The organism is Bacillus sp. YBsi01, assembly GCF_038406745.1.
In the GTDB taxonomy this organism is placed as follows: domain Bacteria; phylum Bacillota; class Bacilli; order Bacillales; family Bacillaceae; genus Bacillus; species Bacillus siamensis.
The window spans coordinates 3764809-3781526 of record NZ_CP151679.1; the positions used below are offsets into that span (position 1 = coordinate 3764809).

General features: G+C 47.6%; 12 protein-coding genes. 11 read left to right on the forward strand and 1 reads right to left on the reverse strand.

Annotation, left to right across the window (positions count from 1 at the left end):
• Positions 1–58: 58 nt before the first annotated feature.
• The 8 genes from AADZ70_RS18990 (at position 59) to cyoE (ending at position 11462) form a co-directional block, all read left to right on the forward strand.
• Positions 59–820, forward strand: coding sequence for a MurR/RpiR family transcriptional regulator (locus AADZ70_RS18990; protein WP_342007483.1), 762 nt, complete (start codon positions 59–61; stop codon positions 818–820).
• Between the two features lie 16 nt (positions 821–836).
• Complete coding sequence (locus AADZ70_RS18995; RefSeq protein WP_045925446.1) at positions 837–2423, forward strand: alpha-glucoside-specific PTS transporter subunit IIBC; 1587 nt, start codon at positions 837–839, stop codon at positions 2421–2423.
• Positions 2424–2618: 195 nt separating this feature from the next.
• Positions 2619–4943, forward strand: coding sequence for a peptidase G2 autoproteolytic cleavage domain-containing protein (locus tag AADZ70_RS19000; protein ID WP_342007484.1), 2325 nt, complete (start codon positions 2619–2621; stop codon positions 4941–4943).
• Positions 4944–5239: 296 nt separating this feature from the next.
• The gene (locus AADZ70_RS19005; RefSeq protein ID WP_342007485.1) at positions 5240–6973 is read left to right on the forward strand and encodes an ABC transporter ATP-binding protein; all 1734 of its coding nucleotides are present in this window, start codon (positions 5240–5242) and stop codon (positions 6971–6973) included.
• Complete coding sequence (locus tag AADZ70_RS19010) at positions 6954–8771, forward strand: ABC transporter ATP-binding protein (RefSeq protein WP_064778755.1); 1818 nt, start codon at positions 6954–6956, stop codon at positions 8769–8771. The genes AADZ70_RS19005 and AADZ70_RS19010 overlap by 20 nt, the downstream gene beginning before the upstream one ends.
• A 167-nt stretch (positions 8772–8938) precedes the next feature.
• Positions 8939–9343 carry a DoxX family protein gene (locus AADZ70_RS19015; protein WP_014304646.1) on the forward strand — a complete coding sequence of 135 codons (405 nt, stop codon included), beginning with the start codon at positions 8939–8941 and terminating at the stop codon, positions 9341–9343.
• A gap of 16 nt (positions 9344–9359) precedes the next feature.
• Positions 9360–10217, forward strand: coding sequence for a VOC family protein (locus AADZ70_RS19020; protein ID WP_342007486.1), 858 nt, complete (start codon positions 9360–9362; stop codon positions 10215–10217).
• A gap of 297 nt (positions 10218–10514) precedes the next feature.
• A complete protein-coding gene (gene cyoE / locus AADZ70_RS19025) occupies positions 10515–11462 on the forward strand; it encodes a heme o synthase (protein ID WP_342007487.1) in 948 nt (315 codons plus the stop codon).
• Between the two features lie 39 nt (positions 11463–11501).
• Here the strand turns inward: cyoE and AADZ70_RS19030 are convergent, their stop codons facing one another.
• On the reverse strand, positions 11502–12053 hold the full coding sequence (locus AADZ70_RS19030) for a PadR family transcriptional regulator (protein ID WP_064778752.1): 552 nt from the start codon (positions 12051–12053) through the stop codon (positions 11502–11504).
• Between the two features lie 221 nt (positions 12054–12274).
• Between AADZ70_RS19030 and AADZ70_RS19035 the strand changes: the two genes are divergently transcribed.
• From AADZ70_RS19035 to AADZ70_RS19045, 3 genes are all read left to right on the forward strand, one after another.
• On the forward strand, positions 12275–12877 hold the full coding sequence (locus AADZ70_RS19035) for an NAD(P)H-dependent oxidoreductase (protein WP_064778751.1): 603 nt from the start codon (positions 12275–12277) through the stop codon (positions 12875–12877).
• On the forward strand, positions 12868–13956 hold the full coding sequence (locus AADZ70_RS19040; RefSeq protein ID WP_342007488.1) for an acyltransferase family protein: 1089 nt from the start codon (positions 12868–12870) through the stop codon (positions 13954–13956). The genes AADZ70_RS19035 and AADZ70_RS19040 overlap by 10 nt, the downstream gene beginning before the upstream one ends.
• 343 nt (positions 13957–14299) lie before the next feature.
• Positions 14300–16711, forward strand: a complete 2412-nt coding sequence (locus AADZ70_RS19045) for a PEP/pyruvate-binding domain-containing protein (protein WP_342007489.1) — start codon at positions 14300–14302, stop codon at positions 16709–16711.
• The last annotated feature ends 7 nt before the right edge of the window (positions 16712–16718 follow it).

Here is a 16718-nt window from a genome sequence, read left to right on the forward strand (position 1 = left end):
TCCCCGTTTTCTTCATCTGTTATTCTATATAATAGAAAGAAAACGGGGGGATTTTGGGATGAGTCTTGAAGAACTGGTTAATCAGCATTACGCGAAATTAAATGACAACGATTTTTATAGTTTAAAATATATATTGAACAATAAGCATACGTGCTACCATCTCGGTATCAATGACATGGCGAAAGCCTGCAATGTCTCTCGGTCTTCGATCCTGCGGCTCGCCCAAAAGCTCGGCTTCAGCGGCTACAGTGAATTCCGGGTTTTTCTGAAATGGGAGGATCAGCCTGAAGAAGGCGAGAATATGACATTTGAAAAGCTGCTGGATGATATTGAAGCCAACGTAAAGTACGTAAAGTCAAAAGATATGACGGAGATGTGCCGGCTGATAGATGAAGCAAAACGGATTTTCGTTTACGGATCGGGCACGGCTCAAAGGGTGTGCGCCCGCGAGCTGCAGCGGATGTTTGTATCCCGGCGGAAGTATTTGATTTTAATACAGGACATCACAGAGTTTGATATCATGTGTGATGATTTTACGGTTGATGACGTATTCATCATTATTTCTTTATCCGGGGAAACACCCGAATTAATTCCGCAGGCAAGGACCTTGTCCGCAAAGGGAGTTCCGTTCATTTCAATCACCAATCTGAAAAACAACGTACTGGCGCAGACGACGCCGTATAATCTTTATGCGACCAGCAAGCCGGTAACGTTAAGCGATAAAACGGAAATTGTCGCATTTGCCCCGTTTTTTCTGGTGGGCGAAGCGTTATTCCGTGCATATGTTGATTATAAAGAGCTTGAAAATTTTGATAAATAGCGGGAGGTCACGTGAAATGATGCAAAAAGTCCAGCGCTTTGGCAGCGCGATGTTTGTGCCTGTTTTGTTATTTGCATTTTCCGGTATTATTGTCGGTCTGAGTACGCTCTTTAAAAATAAAACGCTGATGGGGCCGCTGGCTGATCCTGACGGGCTTTGGTATCAATGCTGGTATGTCATTGAACAGGGCGGCTGGACCGTCTTTAATCAAATGCCGCTCCTGTTTGCGATCGGCATCCCTGTCGCTTTAGCGAAAAAAGCGCAGGCGCGGGCTTGTTTGGAAGCGCTTACAGTTTATCTTACATTCAATTACTTTATCAATGCGATTCTGACGGTTTGGGGCGGGGCTTTTCATGTCGATATGAATCAGGAAGCCGGCGGAACGAGCGGGCTGACGATGATCGCCGGGATCAAAACGCTTGATACGAATATTATCGGCGCCATCTTTATTTCATCTATTGTCGTTTACTTGCACAATCGCTATTTTGATAAAAAACTGCCGGATTTCCTGGGGATTTTCCAAGGATCTTCGTACATCGTCATTATTTCTTTTTTCATTATGATACCGATTTCACTTGCGGTGGCCTACGTATGGCCGATGGTTCAGTCCGGAATCGGATCGCTGCAAAGCTTTCTCGTTTCTTCCGGGGCGGTCGGCGTGTGGATTTACACGTTCTTGGAGCGGATTTTAATTCCGACGGGCCTGCATCATTTTATTTACTCACCGTTTGTTTACGGGCCGGCTGTAGCTGAAGGCGGTATCGTCACCTATTGGGCCCAGCATCTCGGAGAATACTCCCAAAGCGTCAAACCGCTGAAAGAATTGTTCCCGCAGGGGGGCTTCGCGCTTCACGGCAACTCGAAAATCTTCGGCATTCCGGGAATCGCGCTCGCCTTTTACGCTACGGCTTCAAAGGAAAAGAAAAAAATCGTCGCCGGCCTTTTGATCCCTGTCACCTTGACGTCCATTGTCGCCGGTATTACGGAGCCGATTGAATTTACATTCCTTTTTATCTCGCCGTTTTTATTTGCGGTTCATGCTTTGCTTGCCGCTTCCATGGCGACCGTCATGTATATGGCCGGCGTCGTCGGAAATATGGGCGGCGGTTTGATTGAAGCGGCGACTTTGAACTGGATCCCGCTGGCCCCAAGCCACGGTTTGACGTATGTATACCAGATCATCATCGGCTTGTGCTTTACCGCCATTTACTTTTTCGTCTTCCGCTTCCTCATTCTCAAATTCAACATCGCCACCCCGGGCAGAGAGAAAGAGGAAGGAAAGGAAACAAAGCTTTATTCGAAAAAGGAGTACAGAGAACGGAAGCAGGCTTCAAAAGAAACAGCTGCGGCAGACGAAACACAGCGGGATACAGCTGCTTTGTATATTGAAGCGCTGGGCGGAAAGGACAATATTACAGAGGTCACCAATTGCGCCACCCGTCTCCGTGTCACTGTCGCTGATGAATCAAAGGTCAAAGGTGATGCCGATTTCAGAGAGCTGGGAGCCCACGGCGTCGTCAGAAAAGGCAAGGCGCTTCAGGTCATTGTCGGATTAAGCGTTCCGCAAATGCGGGAGCGTGTCGAGAAAATATTGAACGGTTAAAATACTGCAGCAGACTATGTGCAGAATGGGAAGAGCGCTTGTTAATCCGGCGCTCTTTTTATGTTTTGAAAAAATGTATGAATGAATTTGTCATACCTTTGCCACCTGTACATGCAGGAGTGAAAGCGGGAGATGCAAAAACGGAATGACTTCTGCGATGTTTCAAATAGCAATTAAAAAATGGGAGGCAAGATCATGACAAACTATACGACGTTCTTAGGACTTTACAAACCCGATAAAACGGAGGGGATTGAAGTTGAAAGCATTGCTCAAAACTTTGAAGCGATTGACAGCAAAATCGGTGCTGCCCTTAGTGATGGCACGTCAACTTATGAAAATTTAAATGAAAGACTTAAAATGTATGAAAACAGATTTGAACATGTGACAGAGCGAAACGTTATGGATTTTGGGGCTAAAGGTGACGGAGTAACAGATGACACGCAGGCATTTCATGATGCTATGGCCGACGGAGGTTATGTCGTAACGGTTCCCGCGGGTGTATTCAGAACATCCGGATTGTTTGTTCCGTCAAATACAATGCTTGTCGGAGCAGGCAAGAAAAGAACGGTCATTAAATTATTAGACGAAACACCGGTAGGCCATTCTGTTCTGACCAACAGCGATTATACGAACGGTAATGAAAATATTTACGTCGGCCATCTTACGCTGGACTGGAACAAGGATACGCGTCCTGCCGGCTGGAAGATTCCGAAGGGTCCTACTTCAAGCTGTTTGCTTTTTGCGAATGTTGACTATTCTTTTGTCGAGCATGTGTTTGCGAAGAACGGCGGCCTGCACGGCTTTGATTCTACAAGCCCGAACTATAACAGACATGGAGAAATGGACGACCCCACTTATTATCAGCCCAACGGCTGTAACTTTGTAACGTTTTCTCATTGTGAAGCAACAGGGTCCGGCGATGATAACTTTACTTGTCATTTTGGATTCCATACTACTTTTAGCCATTGTATTTCTTATCACCCGATGGGAAATGGGAATGGCACGTCAAACTCAAATTGCTTTGAGATTGATGACGGTTCTCAAGATGTATTTTTAGATAGCTGTGTTGCAATTGGCGGTGCCCGCGGTTATGAAATTAAGGCGCATGACTATGCACCGGCGGCTAAACGGGTTCAACTGGCTAATTGCCGTGCTTACGAAAATGCAATCGGTTTTTGTATTAGACATATTGGCCACCATTTATCGGGTGAGCCGACATCAAAAACTGCCCATGATGTTCAATTAGTAAATTGTCAGGCAACAAATCCTAAACAAAATTCTATATATAAAGGCGTCGGGGCGAGTGCTTTAGTTGTTTCGGGCTATGATTCAGTTAATATAGTGAACTTCCAGGCTATTTGTGAAGATCGCTCCTATGATTACAGCAATGACACGATCATTATGATTTATTACAAAGGGCGGTATGTCAATCTGAAGAATATTACGATCCGCGGGTTCCGCTCCGCTGCTCATGATCTGTATGTTCTTGGCGGAGAAAATGCGGTCGGAAAGTGCATGATTGACGGTGTTTTTCTAGTTGACGGCGGCACGACGGGACTTGCTTTTGGCGGAGGCGTTGATAATTGTACAGTGAGCAATGTATACGGGCATAGATTGGGAGCCAGCGGCGGAACGGTCGGACTCTATTCTTCGGGTCCGGATCTGAATATATCAAATATTGATTTTCAAGGATATGAAACAACATTTCATGTAGGCGGTAAAAAAACACCGTATGAGTTGTTTAAACATAAAGGATCTTCCGTTATGGCATCTAAAGATTCCCACGTTACAGGAACTAATGGCTTTGTCATCGGTTCTGTCCGGGGACAGGCTGCAGGAGGTTCTCAATCCGGGGTAATCGGTTCATATAATACGATTAACCCACAAGCTAACTCAACTGTATGGGGCTGGGGTGCCGGCAGCACTCCGTCATCAGCCAACAGAAAAATTGAGCTTCACGCAAAAGAAGGAACAATTAAGGCTTCCGGAGGGGTAACAGGTTCCTCGACATTCTCTGACTACGCTGAGTATTTTGAGAGCCTGACCGGGGAGAAGATTCCGACGGGAACACTTGTCACACTTGAAGGTGATAAGATCAGACCGGCTGAAAAGGGTGATCTCATGCTTGGGGTTATTTCCGAGACTGCCGGAGTGATTCTCGGTGAGTCGAGTTTTCACTGGTCGGGCCGATACGTAAAGAATGAGTTTGGCGGCTATGTTTATGAAGAACAGAAAGATGCGAACGGCCATACGGTCATGGCGCCAAAAGAAAATCCGGACTTTCGCCCTGAAGAAGACTACACTTCAAGACAAGAAAGAGACGAGTGGAACATTGTCGGGCTTATCGGTCAGGTATATGTCAAATGCGATGAGACTGTGAAAGCGGGAGATTTTATTCATGCCCATAACGGGATTGCAGCAAAATCCGACGCTCCAAACCAGCGCTGGCAGGTCATGAAAGTGATCAAAGAGTTTGATGCCGATAAAGGATTCGGGGTCGCTCTCGTTTTTATTCGTTAAATGAAATGACAAAGCATAAATGACCATCCTGAATAGCGGACGCCTTATTAAAGGCTCCGCTAATTTATTTTAAAATCAAGGCTTCGGTTCAGGAGCTGGTAAAAAGAAAAGATAAGACAGCCTCCATATATCTGCATCCCTCATTCCTTCAATTTTGATCTTCAATGATTTCCGTTTTTTCTTCACAAAGTACATAATAAAAGGGGCGGGTTCAAGGGTTAATCCTTTATTCATTTAAGGCAAACAAATAAAATAAATATACATACATACTGAACAAAGAATTTGGAGGCTTACACATGTCAAAGGCTTTATCATATGTAAAACCGTATTCTCTGTTGGCGGGAATCGCTCTGTTTTTCATGCTCATCGAGCTTGCGGTAGAGCTGATACAGCCCCTGCTGATCGGGAAAATCATCGACGAAGGAATTTTAAAGCAGGAGCTCGGAACGGTCTGGCTGTGGGGCGGCGTGATGATCGGACTGACCGTTGTTTCATTTGCATCGGGCATTTTAAATTCGTTCTACTCCGCCCACATCAGCCAAAGCTATGCGTATGATACGCGAAAAGGGCTATTTCAAAAAATCCAGTCCTTCTCCTATTCGACGTTTGCGCAATTCTCATCCACATCATTTATCACCCGGCTGACAAACGATGTGACGCAGGTCCAAAATATGCTTTTCATGAGTCTTCGGTTTATGCTTCGGGCGCCGTTAATGATCGCGGGCGGCATTATTCTCTCGCTGACCGTTAATGCGAAACTCGGTTTTTTTCTGCTGATCACGGTGCCGATTTTGCTTTTGTTTTTGCTGTGGGTGCTGAAAAGAGGCGGCGCGCTGTTTCGGTCTGTGCAAAAGCGGCTTGACCAGGTCAATACGATCATGCAGGAAAACCTGACGGCGATCAAACTGATTAAAGCGCTTCTCCGTGCAAACCACGAAGTGAAACGTTTTTTGAAATCGAATACGAAGCTGATGGAAAAAACAGTATCCGCCTTTCGTCTCGTGGAAGCGGCGATGCCGATCTTAATGCTGCTGATGAACAGCTGCATTTTGTTTATCTTATGGTTCGGCGCCAAAAGCATTGATCAGGGCGGGGCGCAGGTCGGAGATATCGTTTCCGTGATTAACTATGCGACGCGGATTACAGGCGCGCTGTCCGTCCTGCCATTTCTCATTATGGTATTTTCCCGGGCGAAAGCTTCCGGCGAAAGAATCGGCGAGGTGCTGGAAACTGAAGGCGGCGAGGGAACGGGACATGACCCGGCACAAGCGCTTGCCGGCGAAATTGAGTTTCACGAAGTGTCCTTCCGCTATCCGGACATGGAAAAAGACGCGCTGCATCACGTTTCCTTTTCTGCCAGCCCGAAAGAAACGGTTGCCATTATGGGCGCGACAGGCTCAGGAAAATCAACGCTCTTTCAGCTGATTCCGCGCCTGTACACGGCTGATTCAGGCAGTATTTTCATAGACGGAAAACCGATCGGTGAATTCTCCGCTCACGGGCTGCGCAGGGAAATCGGCTATGTTCCGCAGGAAGTGCTCCTGTTTTCGGGCACAATCCGTGAAAATATCGCCTGGGGGCGGGAGGATGCTTCACTAGATGAAGTAATGGAAGCGGCCAAAGACGCGCAAATCCATGAAACGATTATGAAGCTGTCAAACGGATACGACACGGTGCTGGGACAGCGGGGCGTCAATTTGTCAGGCGGGCAGAAGCAGCGCATTTCCATCGCGCGCGCTTTTATCAGAAAGCCGTCCCTCCTGCTGTTAGACGACAGTACGAGCGCGCTGGATCTTCAGACGGAAGCCAAGCTTTTAAAAGCGATCAGATCCTATGAATGCACGACACTGATTATCACGCAAAAAATAACGACCGCGATGAAGGCTGACACCATCTTATTGCTTGAAGACGGCGAACTGCTGGCAAAAGGCACGCACCAAGAGCTGATGGCAGAGTCTCATCTGTACCGGAAGATTTATGAATCCCAATTCGGAAAGGAGGGAGCTGACAGTGGAGAAAGACATTCGTAAACCTTTCCGTTATCCGAAAATACCGCTCAAATCGAGTGAAGGCGGCAGAAAACGAGCGAAAGCAAAAGATGCAAAAGGCACGCTGCGCAGAATCTGGTCGTATGTAGCAGAGAAAAAAGGGCTATTGACTCTTGTGATCATCATGGTAGTCATAAGCGCCATATTCGGCCTCCTCGGACCGTTCGTCATCGGAAAGGCGATTGATCATTTCATCGTCGGACGGACGACGGACGGATTGGCGGGGGTGCTGTTCATACTGTTTGGAATTTACCTCGTGCAATCGTTGTCCTTATGGTTTCAAAACTATTGGATGATCAATATCTCGCAAAGCACCGTGTTTAAAATGCGGAGCGAGCTGTTTACCCATCTGCATGAGCTGCCGATTCCGTTTTTTGATAAACAGCGGCTCGGCGACTTGATGAGCCGGGTCACCAATGATATTGAAAATGTCAGCTCCACTTTAAATACATCCGTCATTCAGGTGCTGTCGAGCGTCATTACATTCGTCGGCACAATCGCCGTGATGCTGTACATGAGCCCGCTTTTAACATTGATTACGCTTTTGATCATTCCGATCATGTTTTTAAGCATCAAATGGATCACCAACCGGACGGGACTCTTGTTTAAGCAGCAGCAGAAAAACCTCGGCGAGCTGAACGGTTTTATTGAAGAGTCGGTATCAGGAGCGAAGGTCATTAAAGCCTACTCAAGAGAAGACCGCGTCATGGAGCAATTTTTAGAAAAAAACGCGGCGTTAAAATCATCGGGGTTTTGGGCGCAGACCATTTCGGGATTCATTCCGAAAGTCATGAACTCTTTAAACAATTTAAGCTTTACGATTATAGCGGCGGTCGGCGGGCTGTTTGCGCTGAAAGGGTGGATCTCAATCGGTTCCATTGTCGTATTCGCTGAATACTCGCGGCAGTTCACCCGCCCTTTGAATGATTTAGCCAATCAGTTCAATACGATGTTATCGGCGATCGCCGGGGCTGAACGGGTGTTTGACGTGCTTGATGAAAAAGAGGAGCGGGAAGATGAAGAGCATGCGGCGCACCAGCCGATCAAAACGGGTGACATTGAATTCCGCGATGTCTCCTTCGGCTATCAGGAAGACAGCCTGATCTTAAAACATCTGTCCTTCAGCGTTCCGAAAGGACAGTCAATCGCCTTCGTCGGTCCGACCGGAGCGGGTAAAACAACCGTTACGAGCTTGATCGCCCGTTTTTACGAGCCGAATGAAGGAAAAATCCTCATTGACGGAACGGACATCAAAAAACTGACAAGATCCAGTCTGAGAAAAAACATGGGGTTTGTTCTGCAGGATTCATTTCTCTTTCAGGGCACTATCAGGGAGAATATCCGCTATGGCCGGCTGGATGCTTCTGACAAAGAGGTGGAGGAAGCCGCAAAAGCCGCCAATGCCCACGGATTCATCGAACGGCTCCCGAAAGGCTACGATACCGTTCTTACCCAAAACGGCGCGGGCATCAGCCAAGGACAGAAGCAGCTCATTTCCATCGCGAGAGCTGTGCTCGCGGACCCGGTTCTGCTCATTTTGGATGAAGCGACGAGCAACATTGATACAGTGACCGAAGTGAAAATACAAGAAGCGCTCGGCCGTTTAATGGCAGGCAGAACGAGCGTCATTATTGCTCACAGGCTGAACACGATTCAAAAAGCCGACCAGATTCTTGTGCTGAAAGACGGCGAAATGGCTGAAAAAGGAACCCATGCCGAACTTCTCAGCCAGAATGGTTTTTACCAAGAATTATATGAAAGCCAGTTCCGGGAATCGTAAATAGGGACAAAGACCTCCGACAGAGTGCGGAGGTCTTTTTTTTATGAGGATAAATAGTACTTTTCAGTTATTTTCGTTAAATGTAACGAAATTACTTGACGTAAATAAGTTATGTATATATACTAGCTTACATAAAGTAAGTGATAATAATTTTCAAGGAGGATTTTATGAATAAATCATTCGAAACAGGAACACTGCTTTTAAGGGTTGTAACAGGTATTATCTTTTTTGTACACGGTTTATCCAAGTTCCAAGGATTAGAAGGCACCACACAATTTTTCCAAAGCATCGGGCTTCCGGCATTTATGGTCTATGTCATCGCAACGATTGAGCTTGTCGGCGGGGTGCTGATCTTTTTCGGCTTGGCGACGCGCATAATTGGCGTTCTGTTTGCCCTCACATTAGTCGGCGCCATCTTTACGGCGAAGCTTTCCTCACCATTTATGGGCGGCTCGGAATTTGATTTCATCTTACTGGTGGCATCTATTCACTTAGCGCTTTCAGGAAGCCGTCTGCTTTCATTGGACCAGCTCCTTTTCAAATCAAAAAAGGGAGAAACTTTTTCAGCATAAGAAAGAAGGCGTTCAAATGACCGGCATTCATCAAGATACAGCAATCGGTTATGTCAAATTGACCATCAAAAATTTGGAACGGTCGCTCGACTTTTACCAAAATGTGATCGGCTTTCAAGTCATCTCGCAAACCGATCGTTCCGCAGAACTGTCAGCAGACGGAAAACGCGTCCTGCTGATGCTTGAAGAAAATCCAAGCGCCGTCATTCTCCCGGAGCGGTCTGTCACCGGCCTGTACCATTTCGCGATACTTCTGCCTGACCGGAAAGAACTCGGCATCGCATTGGCCAGGCTGATTGAAAACGGCATTGCGCTCGGTCAGGGGGATCACGCGGTCAGTGAAGCTCTTTACCTGTCTGATCCGGACGGAAACGGCATTGAAATATACGCCGATCGTCCCCGCAGCACGTGGCAGCGCGATGCAGAGGGCAATTACGTCATGCAAACGGCGCCCGTCGATGTGAACGGGCTTTTGGAAGAAGCCGGAGCTGAACGGAAAAGCCGCCTCCCGGAAGGAACCGTAATCGGTCACATCCATCTTCATGTGACGGATTTACAGGAAGCTAAAGCTTTTTATACCGATATCCTCGGTTTTGATATTGTCGGCAATTACGCCGCCATGTCCGCCCTGTTTGTTTCAGCGGGAGGGTATCACCATCACATTGGCCTGAATATATGGGCCGGAACACATGCGCCGCCGAAACCGGGAAATGCAAGCGGACTGGATTATTACACCATCGTGCTCCCACATCAAAAAGAGCTCTCACGTGTGACAAAAGCGCTGACCGATGCCGGCTTTGAGATTGAAGAAAAAGAAGCGGGCATATTCGTCAAAGACCCTGTGTCAGGGGCGGATATCGCATTTACATTGTAAGAAAGAACCCTTGCCGTCTAACCGGCAAGGGTTTTTATTTTTCTGAAGTGTTCTCGAAAGAGAGCGAAAATCACAGTGATGCACAAAAATGGCGCCTGAAGCCCGCCATCGCCGGCCCGAACTCAGGGCATCCGCTGGATTGAAAACTGTGTATGTTCGGCAGATGAGGGAGCTGTAAGCCGTATCCGGTCAGAAGCTTTCCGTATACTATTTACAATTTTGTGAAAAATAACCGGTATGAATTGAACTTCCTTATTCTTCCTGATATGATAAGCCGAAAAAGGAGAACCTGAACTGATGAATTCTAATGCAGCACAGACGGAACAGCCGATGAAGCATAACGGAAACCGGGTTACGGTTAAGGACTTTATCATCCTTGCCAAACCGGGGATTATCATCTCGAATTCACTCGCCGCATTGGGCGGATTTTGGATCGCGTGGCTTCAGTCAGAAAGGACGGGCGGAGGACCCGGTATATTTGCCGCCATGGCGGTTGCCATGATCGGAACGGCGTTAGTCATGGCGTCAAGCACTGTTTTTAATAACTTCTTTGACCGCGGCATGGACGCAAAGATGGCGCGAACCCGCACCCGTGCAAGCGTCACGGGGAAAATACCGCCGCCGGTCATGATCCTGTACGGCACATGTCTTGGCGCATGCGGATTCATCATGCTTGCTTCGCTTAATGTACTGACTGCCGTTCTTGGCCTGCTTGCATTTTTGCTGTATGCCGTCGTTTATACGCTTTGGTTTAAAAGACAATCCGTCTGGAGCACATTTGTCGGCAGCTTTCCGGGAGCCGCTCCGCCCTTAATCGGTTATTGCGCGCTGGCCGGGTGTATTGATATGCCCGCGATTTTGTTATATGCGATTATGTTTTTGTGGCAGCCGCCGCATTTTTGGGCGATCGGGATCAGGCGAAAGGAAGAGTATCGTGCCGCCGGTATTCCGCTTTTGCCGATTGTAAAAGGCAACCGCGTCACAAAAATGAAAATGCTGCGTTACATCGCCGTTCTGACTGCGGTTTCGCTGCTCGTTCCTTTCTATATAGATGTCAGCCCGCTTTATACCGCGTCCGCTCTTCTGCTCGGAGCCGTCTGGCTGTACCGGAGCGTCAAAGGTTTTCAGGCGGCGGATGACACACAATGGTCGAAGGGGATGTTTTTGTATTCGATTGTATATTTCAGCCTGCTTTTTCTTATTTTAATGGCTGATTCGTTGATCACGGCGGTTCTCAGAACGTAAACAGGCGGCTTATAGATACAAAGCCGCCCGTTTTTTTGTTTATGCTTTTTTGATGAGAGCCAAAATATCTTCAAGCCAGGAAATGTAATTGCGTTCCCGCTCAAGCGCTTTTGTCAGCACGAGATAATGGCCGAAATCCGGAGACGAAAACGAATCCGCATCCTCGGACGATGTCATTAGTTCGTGATAACTGTTTTCCAAGTCGGTCAATTTTTCCTTCCGCTTTACGAGCTGATCGGTGAATAGCTCATCCGCTTCCTCCCGGGTCAAAGCTGAGATGAAATAAGCCTTCAGCATAAATTCATCCTTCACTGTTTCCGGAATCGGATCTTTTTTCGTCAGCCAGGCGGCAAGCTCCCGTTCTCCATTGCCGGTCAGCGTGTACATTTTTTTCTCAAGCTTCGTTCCTTGAATCGCAGTGCGGAACGTAATAAACCCCTCAGCCGTCAGTTTTTTCAATTCCGGATAAATCTGGCTGTGCTTTGCGCTCCAGAACTGGCCGAGCTCTTCTTTAAAATAGCTCGATATATCATATCCGCTCAATTCGCCTTTTCTTAAAAGCCCTAAAATCGCGTACTTTAAAATTCTCATGTTGTCCTCCAAGCCCATTCATTTGACAGCTAGTATACCACACGGCTGCGAAAAAACGCAGAAATGCCGGATGCGGAAATCCTGATCATAGAAAGACTTCAGGATTGGATTTTGGTTTCAGCCGCATACAGATTTGAAACCCCTTTCATCATGTCTTTGCCTTATTCATATAACATCATGATATAATCATTGTAAAAATTAAAAAATACTGGGAGGGACCTATGAAGACGGTGATTGTGTATGCAGACCCGGATGAGAACAGCTTCAATGCGGCTATCGTAAAATACGTCGCCATGGCTTTGAAGGACAGCGGCAAAAGCTATACTGTCATTGACTTATACGCCGATCAATTTGATCCCGTGCTGAAGGCCGGAGATGAAAAAAAGCGGGCGGATATGAAACGGGACGCTGAAACGAAGAGATATCGGAAACTGATGAAAGAAGCGGATCATCTCATTTTCATCTACCCGCTGTGGTGGGGAGGCGTTCCGGCGATTATGAAAGGCTTTTTTGACAAAGTGCTTGTCGCCGGAGAAGCCTATACATTTGAAAACGGCCGCGTAAAAGGCCTGCTGCGGGCAGAGACGGCACAGGTGTTTTATACGGCGGACTCCCCGAACCGGCACTTAAAGTGGTTCCGGAAAAACGCGGACTGGATTACGCTGAAAAAAGGAATTCTGCAATTTTGCGGCATTCAAAAAGCCGAACGGAACTTTATGTCCTCAGTTAAAACGAGCACACCCGAGCTGCGGGAAAAGCGGCTGCGCCAGGCATACGCCAAAGTCCGCCGCGCTTGTGAAAAAGGAGCGGCCGCATGCAGATAAAAGAAATTTTCGTGATCCGCTGCCTGTCCTGCTTAAGTGTCGTTCTGCTGCACGTGGTGTCAATGGTGCTGATGATTCAGGAAGAGTCCTTAGCAAGCGCCGCCCGTACGGTTGATGCATTCCGGACTTTGCTGATGTTCAGCACGCCGGCGTTTATCTTTATCTCGGAATTTTTGCTTGCCAGGTCCTATCCGGAAGGCGTCCCTGCAGGATTCTTAAAGAAAAGGGGAAAAGTTATTTTTGTGCCGTTTCTGTTTATCGCCGCGGTGGATGCCATCTTAATGAAAAGTGTGGCAGAAGAGGGAGCCGGTTTCGTTTCAGTGTTCGGTAAATTTTTAGAAAATGTCTTTTTAGGAAACTTCATCGGGTACTTCATTCTTGTGATCTTTCAATTTTACCTTCTCCATATGCTGCTGCACCGCTGGCTGAACAACACATCTCCCGTGTGGGTGCTGTCTGTTTCGTTTATCATCAATGCCGTCTATCTGGCCTACTTTTCGATCTTTCATCCGCCTGCTTCATCGGGGCTTGATTCTATTTTTCCGTTCTTTTGGGTTCCGTTTCCGGGCTGGCTGTTTTATTTCTGTCTGGCATTTTATTGCGGAAAGGAATACCGGCGTTTTTTAGCGCTCATCAATCAGTACCGATATGCGGTTTACTTCAGTGCGGCCGTATCGGCCATATTGATTGTGGCGGTTTCATATGTCAGCGGCGGGTCCATTTCCTCTAAGCGTCCGGATATTATGATTTACGCGGTCAGTATGATCTTTCTGTGTTTTCATCTGTTTTCAAAGCTCAAAAAAGTGCCCGCGATTGTGATGATGATCAGCAACTATTCGTTTTCAATCTATCTGCTGCACTCCTACTTTTTAATCAGCGGATACCTCCTGGAAGGCTATTTGCGGTCAATGCCTTTGCCGGCTGCCATCCTTCTGTTATTTTTGATCTGCACGCTCGGTCCCATTTTCGTATCTTGGGGGTGCAACCATTTCAGATACGGATACTTGTTTGTCGGGAAAGTGTATCAGCCGAAGCAGATTAAAAGAAATACGGCGGCGCATCAAGGCCGCACAGTCTGAAAAAAAGGCGGCGTTTCAGCCGCCTTTTGATGCGGGTCCGCTTTATCCGGCACGAGGACGGATAGTTGGACATCCTGCATACAAAGCCCCCCGGGCAAGCCGACAGCGAATGCCAGGTAAGCAGTATCGGGCAGCCAATCTCTAATTTTAATAGCGCGTTCACTGGCTGAAGCCCCCCGCCTGCGTCCTTTTTGACCGGATGCATTTATGACAAAATAACGCCATCGATTTTCTCCCTTGTGAAGACCGATATATTGTATACTTATAGGAAATACTTTCAAAAAAAGTGAAAAAGAGAAAAACGGTGAGCTTGGATGAACGACTAAAAAGGAGCGGGGACATTATGAATGACTGTGTCAAAACATTCGGAGAACTTCCGGCCAAATTTTATTTCTCTGCGGGAGGAAAAGGAAGCATTCTCTCTAAAATGTATCAAAGCGGATATCCTGTGCCTGAAGGATTTGTGATTTTGCCGTCAGCCTTTCAGGACGGACAGCTCCGCCATCAGGCGAGAGAGGCTATTGATCAATATGTGAATTCCATCCGCAGCCGCCATGCATCTGCGTTGTTTGCCGTACGCTCATCTGCGCTGAGCGAGGATTCCGCTCAGGCTTCCTTTGCCGGAGAATTCGATACGGTGTTGAATGTCAAAACAGATCAAGACATGTCCGGGGCGATTGATGAAGTCCGCCGATCGGCACAGTCAGAAAGGGTAAAAGCGTACAGCGCCGTTCAGGGAATGGAAGATGAGCATGAAATCGCAATCGTCATCCAGCTGATGATACCGTCTGAGATATCCGGAGTGCTGTTTACCGCAGATCCGATTACGGGGAGCAGGCGGGAGATGACAGGCAATTACGTCTACGGTCTCGGGGAGCAGCTCGTTTCCGGGGAAGCCGATGCCTTTTCTTTTAAACTGGCACGGCCCAAGAAAAAATATGACGGCCCCGGGGAATTTCGTAAATATGCGTCAAAGCTCTATAAACTGGCGAAAAAGCTGGAAAAAGATCTTGGAGGGCCGCAGGATATTGAATGGGCCGCCGCGGGCGGGACATTGTATATTCTTCAATCCCGCCCGATTACGACCTTACAAGCCGGAAATCTGGAAACCTATGAATGGAATGATTCTTTCAGCGGTGATTTTTTATGGACAAACACAAATATAGGAGAAGCGATTCCCGATGTGATGACGCCGCTGACATGGTCGCTCCTCCGGAATCTGGATGAAGAGTCGGGCATTATTCCGGGCTATTATGTCTGGTCCGGCAATATTTGCGGAAGAGCCTATAACAATATGAGCCAGCCTCTTTCCGTTCTCGCCGCTTTCGGTCTGAATCCGAAAGGCGGTAAAATAGGAAAAATGATGAGCGATACATTGGGAGAAATCCCGGCGGAAATGAAGATTCCTTTATATCCGTTCTCAAAGTATGAACTTTTGAAGATCATCTCGAAAAAACTGAAACCGTATCTGTCGAAAATGAAGCACGCAAAAAAAAACATGTCCTCCTACTTGGACGAATCGCCGGAGTGGTGCCGGAATATTGAGGAAAAGCTGAAACGTGCCGAAACGGAGCGGGCATTATTAGCGATATGGAACAATGAGATCTATCCGTATTTGTGCAACGCGTGGTTTGCCTTAATATCCGGCGGGCGTGATTCTGCGCAATCCTCTTCGTCGTTAACCTCTCAATTAACAAAACTCGCAGGCATAGAAGATGCGAATCTCCTGCTTTCCAATCTGAGGGGAAAAGGCGGACTGGCCAGCCTGGAGCCGATTATCGGCATTGATCAAGTCATGAAAGGCCGTATGAGCGAGGAAGAATATCTCAGGAACCAAGGCCATCGAGGCCCGCATGAATACGAACTTTCCATACCGCATCCAGGAGAAAATCGGGATTGGCTGACGAAGCAGATCAAAGAACACAAGGAGTCGGGTATTGATGCCGAACAACTGCTTTTGAAACAGCAGCGGGCGCATGAACAGGCCTTCCGAAGATTTGAAGAAAAGTTTCCTCATAAGGTCAAATGGCTCAAAGCCAAAATGGAAAAAGCGTCAGATTACGCGAATATTAGAGAAACAACCAGATCCGAATTTGTCAGGGTGTACCGGACAGCCAGAGCATTCGCGCTCAGAGCGGCGGAAATGACCGGCATGAAGGACGATATTTTCTTCTTGTATCTGCATGAAATAACCGATCTGCTCGCGGGGAAAGAGCCGGCGGTTGCGTCGATTCAAGCGAGAAAGCAAAACTATGAAACTTATAAAAAACTGCCGCCGTTCCCATCTGTTATTAACGGAAGATTCAATCCGTTTAAATGGGCGGAGGATCCTGACAGAAGAGCGGATTATTACGATGCTTTTATGCCTGCGGAAACTGATGATGCGTATACTTTAAAAGGTTTCGCGGGAGCGGCCGGGAGAGTGGAGGGCATTGTCCGTGTCCTTGATGTCCCGGAAGACGGGGATTCTTTTGCGGCGGGGGAAATTTTAGTGACTTCGACAACCAATGTAGGCTGGACCCCGCTTTTTCCAAGAGCGGCTGCTATCATAACGGACGTCGGCGCCCCTTTGTCCCACGCGGCGATCGTCGCCCGGGAACTGGGGATTCCTGCTGTTGTCGGGTGCGGAAATGCAACGTCAAAACTGAAAACGGGGGACAGGGTGGCCGTTGACGGCGGGCAAGGCATCGTCCAGCTGGAACCGCGGCAGACTCCGGTCACTTCTGAAGAGGAAAATGGTAAACTGATAGAATAAAATCATG

What these genes read in the sequence shown, in the direction of transcription:
- AADZ70_RS18990 (WP_342007483.1), top strand. Translation starts at nt 59, where the DNA reads ATGAGTCTTGAAGAACTGGTTAATCAGCATTACGCGAAATTAAATGAC.
- AADZ70_RS18995 (WP_045925446.1), top strand. Translation starts at nt 837, where the DNA reads ATGATGCAAAAAGTCCAGCGCTTTGGCAGCGCGATGTTTGTGCCTGTT.
- AADZ70_RS19000 (WP_342007484.1), top strand. Translation starts at nt 2,619, where the DNA reads ATGACAAACTATACGACGTTCTTAGGACTTTACAAACCCGATAAAACG.
- AADZ70_RS19005 (WP_342007485.1), top strand. Translation starts at nt 5,240, where the DNA reads ATGTCAAAGGCTTTATCATATGTAAAACCGTATTCTCTGTTGGCGGGA.
- AADZ70_RS19015 (WP_014304646.1), top strand. Translation starts at nt 8,939, where the DNA reads ATGAATAAATCATTCGAAACAGGAACACTGCTTTTAAGGGTTGTAACA.
- AADZ70_RS19020 (WP_342007486.1), top strand. Translation starts at nt 9,360, where the DNA reads ATGACCGGCATTCATCAAGATACAGCAATCGGTTATGTCAAATTGACC.
- cyoE (WP_342007487.1), top strand. Translation starts at nt 10,515, where the DNA reads ATGAATTCTAATGCAGCACAGACGGAACAGCCGATGAAGCATAACGGA.
- AADZ70_RS19030 (WP_064778752.1), bottom strand. Translation starts at nt 12,053, where the DNA reads ATGAGAATTTTAAAGTACGCGATTTTAGGGCTTTTAAGAAAAGGCGAA.
- AADZ70_RS19035 (WP_064778751.1), top strand. Translation starts at nt 12,275, where the DNA reads ATGAAGACGGTGATTGTGTATGCAGACCCGGATGAGAACAGCTTCAAT.
- AADZ70_RS19040 (WP_342007488.1), top strand. Translation starts at nt 12,868, where the DNA reads ATGCAGATAAAAGAAATTTTCGTGATCCGCTGCCTGTCCTGCTTAAGT.
- AADZ70_RS19045 (WP_342007489.1), top strand. Translation starts at nt 14,300, where the DNA reads ATGAATGACTGTGTCAAAACATTCGGAGAACTTCCGGCCAAATTTTAT.